This is a genomic window from Pararobbsia silviterrae (assembly GCF_003628125.1).
GTDB classification, from domain to species: domain Bacteria; phylum Pseudomonadota; class Gammaproteobacteria; order Burkholderiales; family Burkholderiaceae; genus Pararobbsia; species Pararobbsia silviterrae.
Map to the genome: position 1 here is coordinate 178,649 of NZ_RBZU01000001.1, position 14,870 is coordinate 193,518.

A 14,870-nucleotide genomic window follows, 5' to 3' on the forward strand; every position below is an offset into this window, starting at 1 on the left:
GTGATCTCCGACGAGGCCGCCCGATAAATGCCAGCATTTCGTTTTGAAGCGCTCGATACGACCGGAAAGTCGCAACGCGGCGTGATCGAGGCCGACAGCGCGCGCGGCGCGCGCGGCCAGTTGCGCACGCAAGGACTCACGCCCGTCGTGGTCGAGCCCGCGGGGCAACGCGTGCGCGGCGAACGCACCGAGCGCCTGGCGTTCGGCCGCAAGCTTTCGCAACGCGAGCAAGCGTTGCTCACACGCCAGCTCGCGAGCCTGATGGTGGCCGGCCTGCCCGTCGACGAAGCGCTCCAGGTGCTCGCCGATCAGGCCGAGCGCGACTACGTGCGCGAACTCGTCGCGGCGATTCGCGGCGAAGTGCTCGGCGGTCAATCGCTGGCGGGCGCGCTTCAGCGGCATCCGCGCGATTTTCCCGAGATCTACCGCGCGCTCGTGTCGGCCGGCGAACATACGGGCAAGCTCGGCGTCGTGATGACACGGCTCGCCGACTACATCGAGCAGCGCAACGCGCTCAAGCAGAAGATCGTGCTCGCGTTCACGTATCCGGCGATCGTGACGCTCGTCGCGTTCGGCATCGTGTCGTTCCTGCTCAGCTATGTCGTGCCGCAGGTCGTCAGCGTGTTCGCGACGACGAAGCAGGCATTGCCGACGATCACGCTCGTCATGATGGCGCTGTCGGATTTCGTGCGGCGCGACTGGTGGATCACGCTGATCGTGCTGTTCGTCGTCGGCTGGCTCGTCAAGCGCGTGCTCGCGCAGAAGGGGCCGAAGCTCGCGTTTCATCGCTGGCTGCTGACCGCCCCGCTCGCGGGCAAACTCGTGCGCGGCTACAACACGGTGCGCTTCGCGAGCACGCTCGCGATCCTGACGGCGGCCGGCGTGCCGATCCTGCGCGCGCTTCAGGCCGCGGGAGAAACGTTGAACAATGTCGCGATGCGCGAGAACGTCGACGATGCGATCGTGCGCGTACGCGAGGGGACGTCGCTGTCTCGCGCGCTCGCGGGCACGCGGACGTTTCCGCCCGTGCTCGTGCACTTGATTCGCTCGGGCGAAGCGACCGGGGACGTCACGACGATGCTCGATCGGGCGGCAAACGGCGAAGCGATGGAACTCGAGCGGCGCACGATGTTCCTGACGAGCCTGCTCGAGCCGTTGCTGATTCTTGCGATGGGAGGGATGGTGCTCGTGATCGTGCTCGCGGTCATGCTGCCGATCATCGAGCTCAACCAGCTGGTCCAGTAGTTCCGGCGGTAGGACGCGCGGGCGGCGTCAACGAACCCAGATCGTCGGTCCGGGGCCGTTCGCGGGCATCGTGATTTCGGATTTGACGCCGTTATGTTCGATGACGATCGAACGCGAACGGACTTCGCTGAGCGTCGCGCCGCCGCCGACGACCTGACCGAGCGCCACGGCGTGCGGCGGTTCGCCGTTGTAGCTGACGATCGCGGCGCCCTGATGGTCGCCGAGGCCCAGTACGCCGATGAGCTGGACTTGCGTGGCGCGCGTCGGCTGGCTGCCGAACAACTGCGCCGCGTCGCCGACGCCGGGTTCGACTTGCGCGGCGGCCGCTTGCGAAGGCGCGGCGGGATGCTGGGTCAGTGTGATGGCCCAATAGGTCAGCGTCGCGCAGAGCACCGCGAAGAGCGCGAGCGATACGAGTCGAAAGTAGAGTCGGTTCATGCGCGCCATTGTACGGCGCGTGCGCGGCAGCGCGATGACGTTTTCGGCGGCGTCGCGAAGCGGGTTGCCCGGATGAGAGCACGAAGCAGTGACGCGCGACCGTGTCGGCGCGTCATCTTGGGGTTTTACAATGGTTTTCGCGAGCGAGTGGCCGCGACGATGGCGTGCTCGTGTATGAAGCGTTTTTTTTAGAAGAGGCAGTCAGTCATGCAAATGCAATGCGAATATCCGGCGTCGGTCGAGGCCGTCGAGACGGCGCCCGCGCAACCCTCGCGTGCGCGCCGCTTGCGCAAGCAAAGTGGGTTCACGCTGATCGAGGTCATGGTCGTCATCGCGATCCTCGGCATTCTCGCCGCGCTGATCGTGCCGAAGATCATGAGCCGTCCCGATGAGGCGCGCCGCGTCGCGGCACGCCAGGACATCGCGACGATCACGCAGGCGCTCAAGCTGTACCGCCTCGACAATGGCCGTTATCCGAGCCAGGACCAGGGTCTGCAGGCGCTCGTCAAGAAGCCCGACACCGACCCGGTGCCGAACAACTGGAAGGAAGGCGGCTATCTCGAACGCCTGCCGAACGATCCTTGGGGCACGCCGTATCAATACCTGAATCCGGGCGCGCATGACGAGATCGACGTGTTCAGCTACGGCGCGGATCGCAAGCCCGGCGGCGAAGGCAACGACGCCGATATCGGCTCCTGGCAATAACGCGGGACGTTCGGAACGGCCATGCGTTGCGTCATGCCGCCGCGCGATCAGCGCGGCTTCACGTTGATCGAGATGCTCATCGTGCTCGTCATTGCGGGCATTCTCGTCGCGGCCGCGTCGCTGTCGCTCACGCGCAATCCGCGCACCGATCTCGCCGAGGAGGCGCAGCGGCTCGCGCTCGCGTTCGAAACGGCGAGCGACGACGCGCAGCTTCGCGCAGCGCCGCTTGCCTGGGTGCCCGTCAACGGCGGGTATCGATTTCTTTCGCGCGAGAACGGCGGCGCATGGCGCCCGCTGACGGACGATCCTTTGCTCGTGCCGCGCGCATGGAGCACGGAAGTCGATCGCGTGTCGATCCGCTATCCGAGCGTATCGGGTGACGCGGGACGCCCCGAACGGCTCTTTTTCGGCGTCGAGGTCATCGACATGCCGGCCGTTGTGACGCTCTATGGTCCGTCGGCCGAAGTCAGTATCGTCAGCACGGGCAATGGCCGCTATGTCGTTCAATAAGCTGCGGGGCCGCCGCCCCTGTTCGACGGCGAGACGGTCGACGAAAAGCGCGGGCTTCACGATGATCGAGGTGCTCGTCGCGCTCGCGATCATCGCGATCGCACTCGGCGCGTCGCTGCGCGCGGTCGGCAGTCTCGCGGGCAACGCGACCCGTCTGCATGAACGCATGCTCGCGGGATGGAGCGCCGATAATGTACTCGCGACGATGACACTTGATCATCAATGGCCCGAGATCGGCACGACGGTCGAACCTTGCCCGCAAGGCAATCTCGATCTGCGCTGCTCGATCACCGTGCGTTCGACGCCCAATCCCCTGTTCCGCCAAATCGATGTCGTCGTGCGCCGCGGCGAAAACGACGAATCGCTCGCCAACATCACCACGGTCGTGCCGAATGAATCGCGTCGCTCGCTCTAAGCGCGCGCCGCGTCGCGCGGCCGGCTTCACGCTTATCGAAATGCTCGTGGCGATCGCGTTGCTCGCGATCGTCGCCGTGCTCTCGTATCGCGGACTCGATGAAATCATCCGCGCGCGCGAGTCGCTGACCGCGAATATGTCGAACGAACGCGCGCTGTCGCAGTTGTTCGCGCAGCTCGACGTCGATCTGCGCAACGCGGCGCGCGACGACGAAGTCGGCCAGCCGCCCGTGCGCGTCGGCGGCGGCGTGCTCCAGGTCGTTCGAGAGATGCGGATCGCGGGTGCGCCGCGTCTGCAAGTCGTTCGGTACCGCGATATCGACCATCGGATCGTGCGTCAGGCGTCGCCCGCGATCGCAACGGTCGGCGATCTGCGCAAGGGTCTCAATGCAAAGCCGAACGATCAGTGGAGCTCGGTCGATCTCGTGGGCGGCGTCGAGGATTTCGGATCGCAGGCGTGGGTGCCCGATCATGGTTTCACGTCCGATATGAACGTCGCGCGCGACCAGCTCGACGCGGACGTCAAGGCGCCGGCGGTGCCGCAGGCCGGCAACGGACCGTTGCCGCGCAGCGTGACGGGCGTGGCGATCGATGTCCGTCTGCACGGCGATCCCGCGCCCGTGCGGCGCGTGCTGCTCGTGGGCGAATGATCATGTGGACTGCATCGACATACTCGTGCCGCGGCATACACGTGAAAAACGGCGTGAATAACGGCATAAATAGCGGCATGCCAGGTGGCGTGAGAGGCCGCATGCATCGCGCGCAGCGCGGCGTCGCGATCATCAGCGCGCTGCTCGTCGTCGCGCTGTCGGCGATTCTCGTGGCCGGGATTCTCTGGCGTCAGCAGGTTCAGATCCGGCGCATCGAAAACCAGCGGCTCGTCAACCAGTCCGAATGGGTCGCGCGCGGCACGATCGACTGGGCGCGGCTCGTATTGCGCTCGGGCGCCGATACCTCGCCTGTTGACTATCTCGGGGGCGTCTGGGCCGTGCCGATCGCGCAAACGCGCTTGTCCGACCTGCTCGGCAAGTTCGGCGGCGGCTCGGGCGGCGATCTCGAGAGCGCGAACGACAGCTGGGTGTCGGGCTCGATCGAGGATGCGCAGAGCAAATTCAACTTGCGCAATCTCGCGAGCTCGTCGATCACGACGTCCGCCTCGATCGATCCGGTTCAGGTCAAGGCCTTCCAGAAGCTGCTCGCCACGCTCGGTCTCAACGGCGAACTCGCGGACCCCGCTGCGCAATATGTGCGGCGTTCGCTCCAGTACGCGATCGGGCGCACGCGCCAGAGTTCGAGCAGCACGCAGGCGAACATGACGTCGATGCAGGCCGCGCCTCCGACGGGCGGCGCGGACGGCCAGTTCACGAACAGCCCCGGACTGGCCGATAGCGACGACGATTCGGCGCCGCGCCCCTTACCGATCACCTCGATCTATGCGCTGCTCGACGTGCCGGGCTTCACGCCCGATACCGTCGCGCGCCTCGCGCCGTTCGTGACCGTGTTGCCGACCGTGACGACGATCAACGTGAATACCGCGAGCGCCGAGGTCATTTCGGCCGTCATCCCCTTGCTCTCGCTGTCGAACGCGCAGGGGCTGGTGTCGCAACGCGATCAAGTATTCTTCGTTTCGGTATCGGACTTCACGAACCGCGCGAGCGCGATGTTGCCGCGGACCGTGACGATCGATACGTCTGACACAGACGTGCGAACGAGCTACTTCATACTGCATGGCCAAATCCGGCGCGGACGCGCCGAATTGCACCGTAATGCGCTGATCTATCGGGACAGTCTCACGCATGCGACGCGTGTCGTCAGCGTCGACGATGCGTATTGATCCCCCACAACCACGGACGCGTACGCCTTGACTACGTTGATCGTTCAACTTCCCCCGCGCGATCCTGCCGCGCCCGCACAGGAATGGAGCCTGCCCGCGCTGCCGTTCGTGCTGCTCGACAAGCGCGGCCGCACGATGCGCTCGGGTTCGGCCGGCATGGCCCTGCTGCCCAAGGCGGCGCTGACCGTCGCGCTCGTCGCCGCGCGCGATACGCTGCTGCTGCGCGCGAAGGTGCCGCCGGTCAAGGGGCTCAAGCTTCGCCAGATTCTGCCCAACGTCGTCGAGGATCAGATCATCCAGGATCCGCAGACGTGTCATATCGCGGTCGATCCCGAGCCGGCCGTCAACGGCGTCAAGCTGCTCGCGGTCATCGATCGCGGCTGGATGCGCTTTCTGACCGAAGCGTTTTCGACCGCCGGTCACCGGAACGTGCGCATGGTGCCGCTGACCGCGGGGCTGCCCGCGAGCGACGACAGCGCGTTCGTCGGCGTGCCGTCGGCGACGGGGATCGAGACCGACGAGGACGCGCTCGAACCCGTGCTCGACGCAGCGACGGTGGCCGCCGCCGTGACGGTGGACGGCACGCGGTCGGCTGTCTCGCAGGCGCGCGCCGATGAAGCGGCCGACCGCGTGGCGCGCGAACAGCGCGTGCCCGTCGTGGCCGCGATGCTGGGCACCGTCGTGACGACCGATCCGCTGCTGGCCGGCGATGCGACGTTTACGCCCGCGCTCGCCGAGGTGCCGCGCATCGAACTCGCGATTGCGCGCGGTCGTCTCGGCGAAGGCATGGCGGTGCCGGCGAACGCGCTCGATGCGACGCTGAACGCGGTTGCAGCGGGCGCGCCGCTGACGGTCTATCGTTTGAGCGCGATCCCCGGCGCGGAACCCGGCATCGACAGCGGCGCTTCGCATTGGCCCGACGCGCATGGCGCGTCGCAACCGATCTCGGCCCGCGCGATCGCGTTGCCGTTCGAATCGGTCGCGCGCGCGGCGCTCGCGAGCCGGTTCGATCTGTGCCAGTTCGAATTCGCTTCGCAGGGCTGGCGGCCGGGCCGCCGCACGTGGCGCCTGTGGCGTCTGCCTGCCTTGCTCGCCTTGGCCAGCGTGCTCGTGACGGTCGTGGGGCTCAACATCCAGTGGTTCACGCTCTCGCGCGAACGCGATGCGCTCGTGAGCCAGCAGACCGAAACGCTGCTGTCGGCGTTTCCGCGCACCTCGGTCGTGCTCGAACCGGCGTCGCAGATGGCGCGTCAGCTCGATCAGTTGCGCCTCGCGGCCGGCCAGCTTTCGCCGAGCGACTTCCTCTCGCTGTCGGCGGGACTCTCGCGTTCGCTCGGTAACGTGCCGTCCGACGGGATCGCGTCGATCGCGTATCGCGAACGCACGTTGACGGTCACATTCAAGCCGACCGTGCATGTGGATCCGGGCTTCGAGTCGCGGCTCGCGGGCAACGGTCTCGCCGGTCAGCAGGCGAATGGCAAGTGGACGATCAAGAGCGCAAGCGCGGGGAATGCAAAATGAAGAACACGACGAGCGCGCAGACGTGGCATGCGATCAGCACGGCGATCGACGAATTCTGGAGTGCGCGCGAACCGCGCGAGAAGCGTTTGCTGACGATCGGCGGGATCGTGCTCGGCGTGGCGCTGTTCTATAGCGTCTGCTTCGCGCCCGCCTACGAAGGCCGCGCCGAGCTGCGCGAAGCGTTGCCCGATCTGCGCGCGCAACTTGCGCAGATGCAGGCCGAGGCCCGCGAAGCGCGCGAACTGCAGCCGGCCGCCCAAGGCGTGCCGCCGACCGGCGATGCGCTGCGCCAAGCGCTCACCGACTCGCTCGGCGCGCATGGCCTGCAGGCGGTTCAGGTTACGGCGATCGGCAACTCCGTGCAGGTGCGCGGCAAGAACGTGCCGTTCGGCGACTGGATCGGCTGGCTCGACGACGCACGCAAGCAGAACAAGGTGCAGGTCTCGGAAGCCGAGGTCACCGCGCTCGACAAACCGGGTCAAGTCGATTTCGACGCAACGCTCGCGCCCGCGACATCGCGTTGAAGGACCGGCATCGATGAATCGTTTTGGCTATGCAGTATCGCGCGCCGCGCCTTGGGTGTTCGTCGGCTTCGTCGCGATCGTTGTGACCGTGCTCGTCATGTTGCCCGCCGCGTGGATCACGCCGCAATTCGCGGCGCGCACCGGCGGACGCATCATCCTCGCCGATCCGTCCGGCTCGCTCTGGCACGGCAGCGCGACGTTGCGGCTCGCGGCGGGTTCGGACTCGGGCGACCTGACCGAGCTGCCCGGCCGCCTCGAATGGACGACGTCGTTCGGGTCGTTGTTCGCGGGGCGCGTCCATATGACGCTGAATCAGACCGATGCGATGCGCGCGCCCGTCGAGGTCGTCGCGTCGATGCGCGAGGCGACGCTCGGCGCGGGCGGCATCGACGTGCCGGCGAGCTTGCTCGACGGACTCGGCGCGCCGTTCAACACGCTCGCGTTGCGCGGCGTCGTGCGGCTCGACTGGGGCGAGTGGCGCGTGTTCGGCCCGCGCGCGTTCGGCCGGATGACCGTCACGATGTCGGACGTCGCCGCCCGGATCTCGCGGGTCCGGCCGCTCGGCGCGTACCGGCTGGTCTACGAGGCGCAGGGCGATACGGCGTCGATGACGCTGACGACGATCCGCGGCCCGTTGATGCTCGACGGCACGGGTACGATGCGCGACCGGCATCTGATGTTCACGGGGTCCGCGCACGCGGAGCCCAACTATGCGGACAACCTGAGGTCGCTGCTCGATCTGCTCGGACGCAGGAGTCCTGATGGCAGTTACGCGCTCGTCTTTGGGCGATGAGACCGCAGGGCGCATGGTGAGCGCGCGCCCCGCAACGCCGACGCTCAGTGCCCCGAAGCCGCGTGCGCGACCTTCGGCGGGCGCGTAAACCAGACGAGCACCGCAAGCCCCAGAAACGCGAAGCCCGACCATCGGAAATAGTCGTTCGTCGCGAGCATGAACCCTTGCTGCGTGACGATCGAGTTGATCTGGGCCGTCATCGTGTCGCCCGTGATGCCGAGACCCGTCAACGCATCCGAGAACGCGTTCGTGTTCGCCGAGTATGCGTTGACCGATTCGCTGAGCACGGCGTGGTGATAGATCGCCGTGTTTTCCCAGATCGTCGTGCTGACCGCGGTGCCGATCGCGCCCGAGAGCGTGCGCAGGAAATTCGACAGACCCGATGCGGCCGCCATGTGATCGATCGACACGCTCGAAAGCGTGATCGTCGTGACGGGCACGAAGAAGCAGGCGACGCCGATCCCTTGCGTGAGCCGCGGGCCGATCAGCTTGAGGAACGGCGTGTCGAGCGTGAACGACGCATTCCAGAACGAGACCAGCGCGAACACGCAGAACGCGAACGACGCGACCATGCGCAGATTGAGCCGCGTGATGTTGCGCCCGACCATCGGCGAGAGCACGAGCGCAAGTAACCCGACGGGCGCGGTGGCGAGTCCGGCCTTGCCCGCCGTATAGCCCATGACGGTCTGCAGCCAGAGCGGGAAGATCACCACCGATCCGAAGAACGTGCAGTAGCCGAGCGCCATGACGAGCACGCCGAGCGCGAAATTGCGGTCCTTGAAGAGCGAGAGATCGACGATCGGCTGCGATTCGGTGACTTCCCAGATCAGCAGCATCGTCAGCGCGACGGCGGCGATCAGCCCCAGCGTCAGGATGAACGACGAGTTGAACCAGTCGCGGTCCTTGCCGAGGTCGAGCATCATCTGCAGCGAGCCGACGCCGACGACGAGCAGCGCGAGCCCGATCGCGTCGATCGGGATGTGCATCGTCGGCGTGTCGCGTCCCTTGAGCGCCTTCATGCAGACGAGCGCCGAGAAGATCCCGATCGGCACGTTGATATAGAAGATCCAAGGCCACGTGTAGTTGTCCGTGATGTAGCCGCCGAGCAAGGGACCGAAGATCGGTGCGACGACGACGGTCATGGCCCAGAGCCCGAGCGCGAGGCCGCGTTTGGCCGGCGGATAGCTGCGCAGCAAGATCGTCTGCGAAAGCGGCACCATCGGACCCGAGACCAGACCTTGCATAAGGCGGAAGAACACGAGCGACTCGAGGTTCGTCGCGAAGCCGCAGAGCGCGGACATCAGCGCGAACAGCGAGACCGACATCGTGAACAGCTTGACCTCGCCGACGCGGCGCGCGAGCCAGCCGGTCAGCGGCACGGCGATCGCGGCGGCGACCGAATACGAGCTGATGACCCACGTGCCCTGGCTGCTTGCGACGCCGAGGCTGCCGGCGATCGTCGGGACCGACACGTTCGCGATCGAGGTATCGAGCACTTCCATGAAGGTGCCGAACGCGAGCGCGAGCGTCAGCAAGGCGAGCGTGCCCGGCGTAAAGCCCGGCGCGGCGCTGCCCGGTGCGGCACCGCCGGGCGGTCGACTCGGTGGAGCGGCGGATGCGTCTGCGGATGGGGCGGGTGAGGCGGCGGCGTCAGACATGGCGCGATCCCTGGTAGCGTGCGTGAAGCGAATCGGTCCGCACCGTACGCCACGCACACGTGTTAAATGGTTATTTAAATATCTGCCCCAGCATCTTCTGCCCAGACAGTAATCACAGCGACCCGACCGTTTCCAGTGTGCGCGCATCGTGGCGCGTGATCGGTCGATTCAATCGGAAAGATCAGGTCGTTTCGTCGTCCGCGCTTGCGTTGCTCAGCGCGATCGGAATCTCGTGCTCCGCGATTCGCGTGAGCAGGCGGATCAGGATCTCGACTTCGTCCTTCGAAAACGGCGCAAGCACTTCGGACATCACGCTGCCGCAGACGTTGGGCAATTGCGCGGCGATCGCGCGGCCCGCGTCCGTCAGCGCGATTTCGACGACGCGACGGTCCTGCTCGCTGCGCGTGCGCGCGATGAAGCCCTTCTTTTCGAGCCGGTCGAGCATGCGCGTCATCGAGCCGCTGTCATAGGCCAGCGCGCGCGAGAGTTCTTGCGGCGTCCGCGCGAGACCTTTGCTGAGCTGGAACATCACGCCGATCTGCTGCGGCGTCAGGCCCAGAGGGGCGACGGCCGTGTCCATCCGGTGCAGCAGCACGTTGCGCGCGCGCGCCAGGTAGTACCCGACACTGCCTTCGAGGGAGAAGTCCTCGGGTTTCGGGGCGCCTGTCATGTGGGGAAATCCGCTGTTTTGGGCAATCGTGCCGTAGGTTTCGAATACTAGTTGCCTAGGCAGAAAAGTCAAGCGTTGCAAAGAAGCGAATATCCACGCCGAAGTCGAGGCCGAGCCTTGTGGATTAATTGCATAGGCAATAAGATATGCAAATCGAAAACGATTAGCCATAGCAAATGCGCTAGCCCATTGCCGGCTCCCCTGCCGGATGCCTGAAAACATCATGAATACGCTCAAGACCGCCACCGCCCGCCTTGCCCAATTGACGCCTCAGGGACGGCTGCGCTGGTTGAAACTCTCGGTCTATGGGCTCGTGTTCCTGCTGCCTTTCGGCATGGCGATGCTTGCACTGCTCGTCTATCTCGAACGGCGTAGCCGCGTCGCCGGCGCCGATTCGGGTGTCGAGCCGAGCGCGTCGGCCCCCTCATCCGCAAAGCCGCGTCGCGCGGCGCTTCCGCACTACTGCAGCAATCGGCCCTGATCAGTCGGCGATCGGCGAGTCCTGACGCGTCAGGACGCGTAATGACGCGTAACGGGACCGTCGACGCGTCCGACAGACAGCCGCGCCTCGCGCCGCTACGCTTGCGGGTCAAACCGGACGCGGCTCCTGAGATTAAGATCCACACGCTGAGCCGTCCCGCCTTCTTCCCGCAGGAACTCTCGATGTCCATCCGTCGTTCGATTCGCGTTTCGCGCGTGTGTGTCCGGGTGCGCCCGACTATCCTGGTCGCGGCGCTGGCGTGCGGCGCCGTCGTGTCCGGATGCGCGGTCGGCCCCGACTATGCGCGCCCGAGCGTCGCGATGCCCGCGACATTCAAGGAAGCCGCGCCGGGATGGAAGGTCGCCGAACCCGCGGATCGACACGACCGCGGCGACTGGTGGCGCGTGTTCGACGACGACACGCTCGACCGGCTCGAAGCGAAGGTCGACGTCTCGAATCAGACGATCGCCGGCTACGAGGCTGCCTATCGTCAGTCGCACGCGCTCGTCGACGAAGCGCGCGCTGCGTATTTCCCGACGATCTCGGTGTCGGCCGGCGGGACGCGATCGGGTACGGCAAGATCGTCGCTCGCATCGAGCGGCGCCGTGACGTCCTCGGGCGTCTCGAATACGTTCTCGCTCGAAGGCGACGCGACCTGGGAACTCGATGTCTGGGGCAAGGTGCGTCGCGAGGTCGCGTCCGAAAAGGCGGGCCAGCAAGCGGCCGCGGCGGATATCGCCAATGCGCGGCTGTCGGCTCAGGCGACCCTCGCTCAAGACTATTTTCAGTTGCGCGCGCTCGATGCGACGCAGAAGCTTCTCGACGACACCGTCGCCGCCTACCAGAAGTCGCTCGAACTCACCCAAAATCGCTACGCGCAGGGCGTCGCCGCGCGCTCGGATGTGTTGCAAGCGCAGACACAGCTGCAGTCTGCGCAGTCCAGCGCCGTCAACAACGGCATTGCACGCGCGCAGTACGAGCATGCGATCGCGGTGCTCGTCGGCGAACCCGCCTCGACGTTTTCGATTCCGGTCATGCCGCTGGCGGCCGAGCCGCCTGCGATTCCCGCTCAACTGCCGACCGCGCTGCTTGAACGGCGGCCCGACATCGCTGCGGCCGAGCGCCGCGCGGCGGCGGCCAACGAGCAGATCGGCGTCGCGATCGCGGCGTACTTCCCGAGCATCAGTCTGTCGGCGACGGGCGGGTATCAAAGTTCGCTGCTCGGCAGTCTCGTGTCGGCGCCGTCGCGGTTCTGGACGCTCGGGCCGCAACTCGCAGAGACTGTGTTCGATGCGGGTCTGCGCGGCGCGCAGACCGACGCCGCGCGTGCGGCCTACGATCAACAGGTCGCGAATTACCGGCAAGCGGTGCTCGCGGCGTTCCAGGACGTCGAGGACAATCTCGTCTCGCTGCGCGTACTCGAGCAGCAGATCGTGATTCAGCGCGCCGCGGTCGACTCGGCGCGCGAGGCGCTCGCCATCGTCACGAACCAGTACAAGGCGGGTACGTCGACGTACCTCGACGTCATCACATCGCAAACTGCCGCTTACCAGGCCGAACAAACGCTCGCGAATATCTCGGGCCAGCGCATGGTGTCGGCGGTCGGACTCGTCAAGTCGCTCGGCGGCGGCTGGAATACGTCACGCATGGACGACCCCGAAGCGAAGGCTGCCGACGGCAGCGCGGCACCCGCACCGGGCGATACGCCGACGGATGCGCCCGACGCGGCAGCGTCATCGTCCTGAACTCGCCGGCGCGATGCCTCGATCGGCGCGCTGGGCGATACGCCGGCAGACGCGCCCGACGCGGGAGCGTCATCGTCCTAAGCTCGACGGCGCGATGCCCGGATCGGCACGTCAGATGCGGCCGATGGGTTCGATCGCCGAGTCCTAGCTTCCGATGCCGTCGAGCGTGAATGCGCGGTAGGCGGCCAGGAAGGTATCGAAATCGCCGTGTTGCTCGCGTTCGAGCGCGGCTTGGCGCTCAAGCGATTCGCGCGCGAGCGACTCGAAGATCTGTTGGAGATCGGCCGGCAACGGCCGCGCGCGGAACCCTTCGGCGATTCGGCGGCTCTGCGCGAGATTGAACTCGGCAAACGACACGTTCTGATCGAACAGCGCCGCGAGCGCGCGCGCCGAGGGCGTGCGCGAGGCGTCGTCGAGCTTGAGGCGCTCGGCGTCGAGCGCGCTCCGGTGCACGTCGTCGCCGCGTACCGCATCGAGCAGATCGGCGGCCGCCGTCATCCGGTCGAACAAGACATGGGCCCAATCACGCATCGCGATCGCGCTGCCTTCGCGTTGCAGCACGAGACCCGGGCGACGCCCTTCGCGCGAGACACGGCCGAAATTGTCGGAGCTTTCCGCAAAACCTTCGGCTGACAGTCGCGGGCTGTCGTCGAGCGCGCACATCAGCAGGAATACATCGATGAATCGGACTGTCGATTCGGCGATGCCGATCGGTTCCGACGGATCGATATCGAGGCAGCGGACTTCGACGTACTGAACGCCGCGTTCCGCGAGCGCCGCGAGTGCGCGCTCGCCCGAACGCGCGACGCGCTTGGGCCGAATCGACGAGTAGAACTCGTTCTCGATCTGCAGCACGTTCGTGTTGATCTGCACCCATTCGCCACGGCGTTTCGTGCCGATCGCCTCGTATGGCGGATACGGCTGACTGACCGCGCGCGCCAGGCTCGACACATAGCTCGCGAGATCGTCGTAGTTCGGGAGCAGGTCGGCCTGGGCCGACGTGTTGTGATAGCCGAGATCGCTCATGCGCAGGCTCGTCGCGTACGGCAGATAAAGCGTGTGGTCGCCGAAGGCCTCGAGCGTATGCGCCGCGCCGCGCACGAACCCCGCGTCGAGCGCCGGCGACGCGCCGAACAGATACATGAGCAGCCAGCTGAAGCGCCGGAAGTTGCGGATCAGCGCGAAATACCGGTCCGACTGGTAGTCCTGCATCGAGACGCCGCGCGCGTGCTCGGGCTCCGCTTCGCGAAGCCGCTGCCAGAGCGTCTCGTTGAGCGACCAGTTGAAATGCACGCCCGCGATGCACTGCATGGTCTTGCCATAGCGGATCGCGAGGCCTTCACGATAGACGTGCTTCAGACGTCCGATATTCGACGTGCCGTAGTACGCGATCGGAATATCCGCTTCAGCGGGCAGAACGCACGGCATCGACTGATTCCAGATGAGCTCATCGCCGATCTTGGAGTAGACAAAGCGGTGAAGCGTATCGAGTTCGTCGAGCGTATCGGCGCCCTCGGTGTGCACGCCGGTGATGAATTCGAGCAGCGCTTCCGAGTAGTCGGTCGTCAGCGCGTCGTGCGTCAGCGCCGAGCCGAGCGATGCCGGATGCGGCGTCAGCGCGAGCGCGCCGTCCGGCGACACGCGCAGGCTTTCCTTTTCGATCCCGTGGAGTCCTTGCGTGAGCAGCGAGCGATTGGCCTGCGCACCGAGCAATGCGAGACCGGCCGCAAGGCGGCCGGGGTGTTCGCGATTCGTCGTCGTGTCGGGCACCGCGAACGCGGGCGCCGACATCGTGTGCGGCGAAGAAGTAGACATGCTCGGATGGTCGGATCGTGAAGTGACGGGCACTTTAACACTTCGTCCAAATGCGTGTGCCGCGCGCCCTTTGACCTTGCACGACGAAGGTCTTTTCATTCAAGGACTTGCAAAGGGGCCCGCGACACGGTCATTTTAGGTCGCGATCCGGCGCGACGGTGTGCGATCGGGCACGTAGAGGCAAAAAATTCCTATCACCGAATACATTAGTATTCAAGAAGTCAAAATGCTTGTTGTTAAATTGAAACGTTGATGGCAAACCCCACTTGCGTATTGCGATGCAGCAGTGTTTCGGGTACTATCGTTTCTGTCTCCTCCATGTCTCCTCCTGATATGGATTCAGCCCGCCCAATGAGGCGGGCTTTTTTTCGTCCATCGTTTATGCGTCGGTCGATCTTCGTCGGCCGATCGCGCGCGAGCGAACGCGTCCGATCGGCGTTGAACGGGCGTCAACGGGGCTGAAGGAAAGCAGGAAGCAGAAGGTAGGAGGCCGAAGCCCGAAGCCCGAAGGCTAGGT

Annotated in this window: 15 protein-coding genes; 11 read left to right on the forward strand and 4 right to left on the reverse strand. The window is 65.8% G+C overall.

The features are described 5' to 3' along the window. The first annotated feature begins 27 nt into the window (after positions 1 to 27). Complete coding sequence (gspF, locus tag D7S86_RS00720; RefSeq protein ID WP_121082164.1) at positions 28 to 1,245, forward strand: type II secretion system inner membrane protein GspF; 1,218 nt, start codon at positions 28 to 30, stop codon at positions 1,243 to 1,245. 27 nt (positions 1,246 to 1,272) lie between these two features. Here the strand turns inward: gspF and D7S86_RS00725 are convergent, their stop codons facing one another. Next, positions 1,273 to 1,683: a type II secretion system protein N gene (locus D7S86_RS00725; protein WP_121084139.1), complete on the reverse strand. Its 411-nt coding sequence runs from the start codon at positions 1,681 to 1,683 to the stop codon at positions 1,273 to 1,275. 285 nt (positions 1,684 to 1,968) lie between these two features. Between D7S86_RS00725 and gspG the strand changes: the two genes are divergently transcribed. The 8 genes from gspG (at position 1,969) to gspN (ending at position 7,984) form a co-directional block, all read left to right on the forward strand. Continuing rightward, positions 1,969 to 2,388: a type II secretion system major pseudopilin GspG gene (gspG, locus tag D7S86_RS00730; RefSeq protein WP_276313310.1), complete on the forward strand. Its 420-nt coding sequence runs from the start codon at positions 1,969 to 1,971 to the stop codon at positions 2,386 to 2,388. A 21-nt stretch (positions 2,389 to 2,409) separates the two neighbouring features. Next, positions 2,410 to 2,898, forward strand: a complete 489-nt coding sequence (locus tag D7S86_RS00735) for a prepilin-type N-terminal cleavage/methylation domain-containing protein (protein WP_240647940.1) — start codon at positions 2,410 to 2,412, stop codon at positions 2,896 to 2,898. Next, positions 2,885 to 3,313, forward strand: coding sequence for a type II secretion system minor pseudopilin GspI (gene gspI, locus D7S86_RS00740; protein WP_121082167.1), 429 nt, complete (start codon positions 2,885 to 2,887; stop codon positions 3,311 to 3,313). Before D7S86_RS00735 ends, gspI begins: the two co-directional genes overlap by 14 nt. Next, a complete protein-coding gene (locus D7S86_RS00745) occupies positions 3,291 to 3,962 on the forward strand; it encodes a PulJ/GspJ family protein (RefSeq protein ID WP_121082169.1) in 672 nt (223 codons plus the stop codon). The genes gspI and D7S86_RS00745 overlap by 23 nt, the downstream gene beginning before the upstream one ends. 101 nt (positions 3,963 to 4,063) lie before the next feature. Beyond that, entirely contained in the window at positions 4,064 to 5,146 is a 1,083-nt protein-coding gene (gene gspK, locus D7S86_RS00750; protein WP_240647942.1) for a type II secretion system minor pseudopilin GspK, read from the forward strand. Positions 5,147 to 5,173: 27 nt separating this feature from the next. Further along, complete coding sequence (gene gspL, locus D7S86_RS00755; protein WP_121082171.1) at positions 5,174 to 6,667, forward strand: type II secretion system protein GspL; 1,494 nt, start codon at positions 5,174 to 5,176, stop codon at positions 6,665 to 6,667. Continuing rightward, positions 6,664 to 7,191 (forward strand): type II secretion system protein GspM, encoded by a 528-nt coding sequence (gene gspM, locus D7S86_RS00760; protein ID WP_121082174.1) that lies wholly within the window; start codon positions 6,664 to 6,666, stop codon positions 7,189 to 7,191. The genes gspL and gspM overlap by 4 nt, the downstream gene beginning before the upstream one ends. A 13-nt stretch (positions 7,192 to 7,204) precedes the next feature. Next, on the forward strand, positions 7,205 to 7,984 hold the full coding sequence (gene gspN, locus D7S86_RS00765) for a type II secretion system protein N (RefSeq protein ID WP_121082175.1): 780 nt from the start codon (positions 7,205 to 7,207) through the stop codon (positions 7,982 to 7,984). 44 nt (positions 7,985 to 8,028) lie between these two features. Here the strand turns inward: gspN and D7S86_RS00770 are convergent, their stop codons facing one another. Then, the gene (locus D7S86_RS00770) at positions 8,029 to 9,642 is read right to left on the reverse strand and encodes a DHA2 family efflux MFS transporter permease subunit (RefSeq protein WP_121082178.1); all 1,614 of its coding nucleotides are present in this window, start codon (positions 9,640 to 9,642) and stop codon (positions 8,029 to 8,031) included. A gap of 181 nt (positions 9,643 to 9,823) precedes the next feature. Next, on the reverse strand, positions 9,824 to 10,312 hold the full coding sequence (locus D7S86_RS00775) for a MarR family winged helix-turn-helix transcriptional regulator (RefSeq protein WP_121082180.1): 489 nt from the start codon (positions 10,310 to 10,312) through the stop codon (positions 9,824 to 9,826). 223 nt (positions 10,313 to 10,535) lie between these two features. Here D7S86_RS00775 and D7S86_RS00780 point away from each other — a divergent pair, with 223 nt between their 5' ends. Further along, the gene (locus D7S86_RS00780; RefSeq protein ID WP_147432167.1) at positions 10,536 to 10,793 is read left to right on the forward strand and encodes a hypothetical protein; all 258 of its coding nucleotides are present in this window, start codon (positions 10,536 to 10,538) and stop codon (positions 10,791 to 10,793) included. A 182-nt stretch (positions 10,794 to 10,975) separates the two neighbouring features. Beyond that, positions 10,976 to 12,538: an efflux transporter outer membrane subunit gene (locus D7S86_RS00785; protein ID WP_121084147.1), complete on the forward strand. Its 1,563-nt coding sequence runs from the start codon at positions 10,976 to 10,978 to the stop codon at positions 12,536 to 12,538. 144 nt (positions 12,539 to 12,682) lie between these two features. Here D7S86_RS00785 and gshA read toward each other — a convergent pair whose 3' ends face one another. Further along, positions 12,683 to 14,308 carry a glutamate--cysteine ligase gene (gene gshA / locus D7S86_RS00795; protein WP_420813197.1) on the reverse strand — a complete coding sequence of 542 codons (1,626 nt, stop codon included), beginning with the start codon at positions 14,306 to 14,308 and terminating at the stop codon, positions 12,683 to 12,685. Between the last annotated feature and the right edge of the window lie 562 nt (positions 14,309 to 14,870).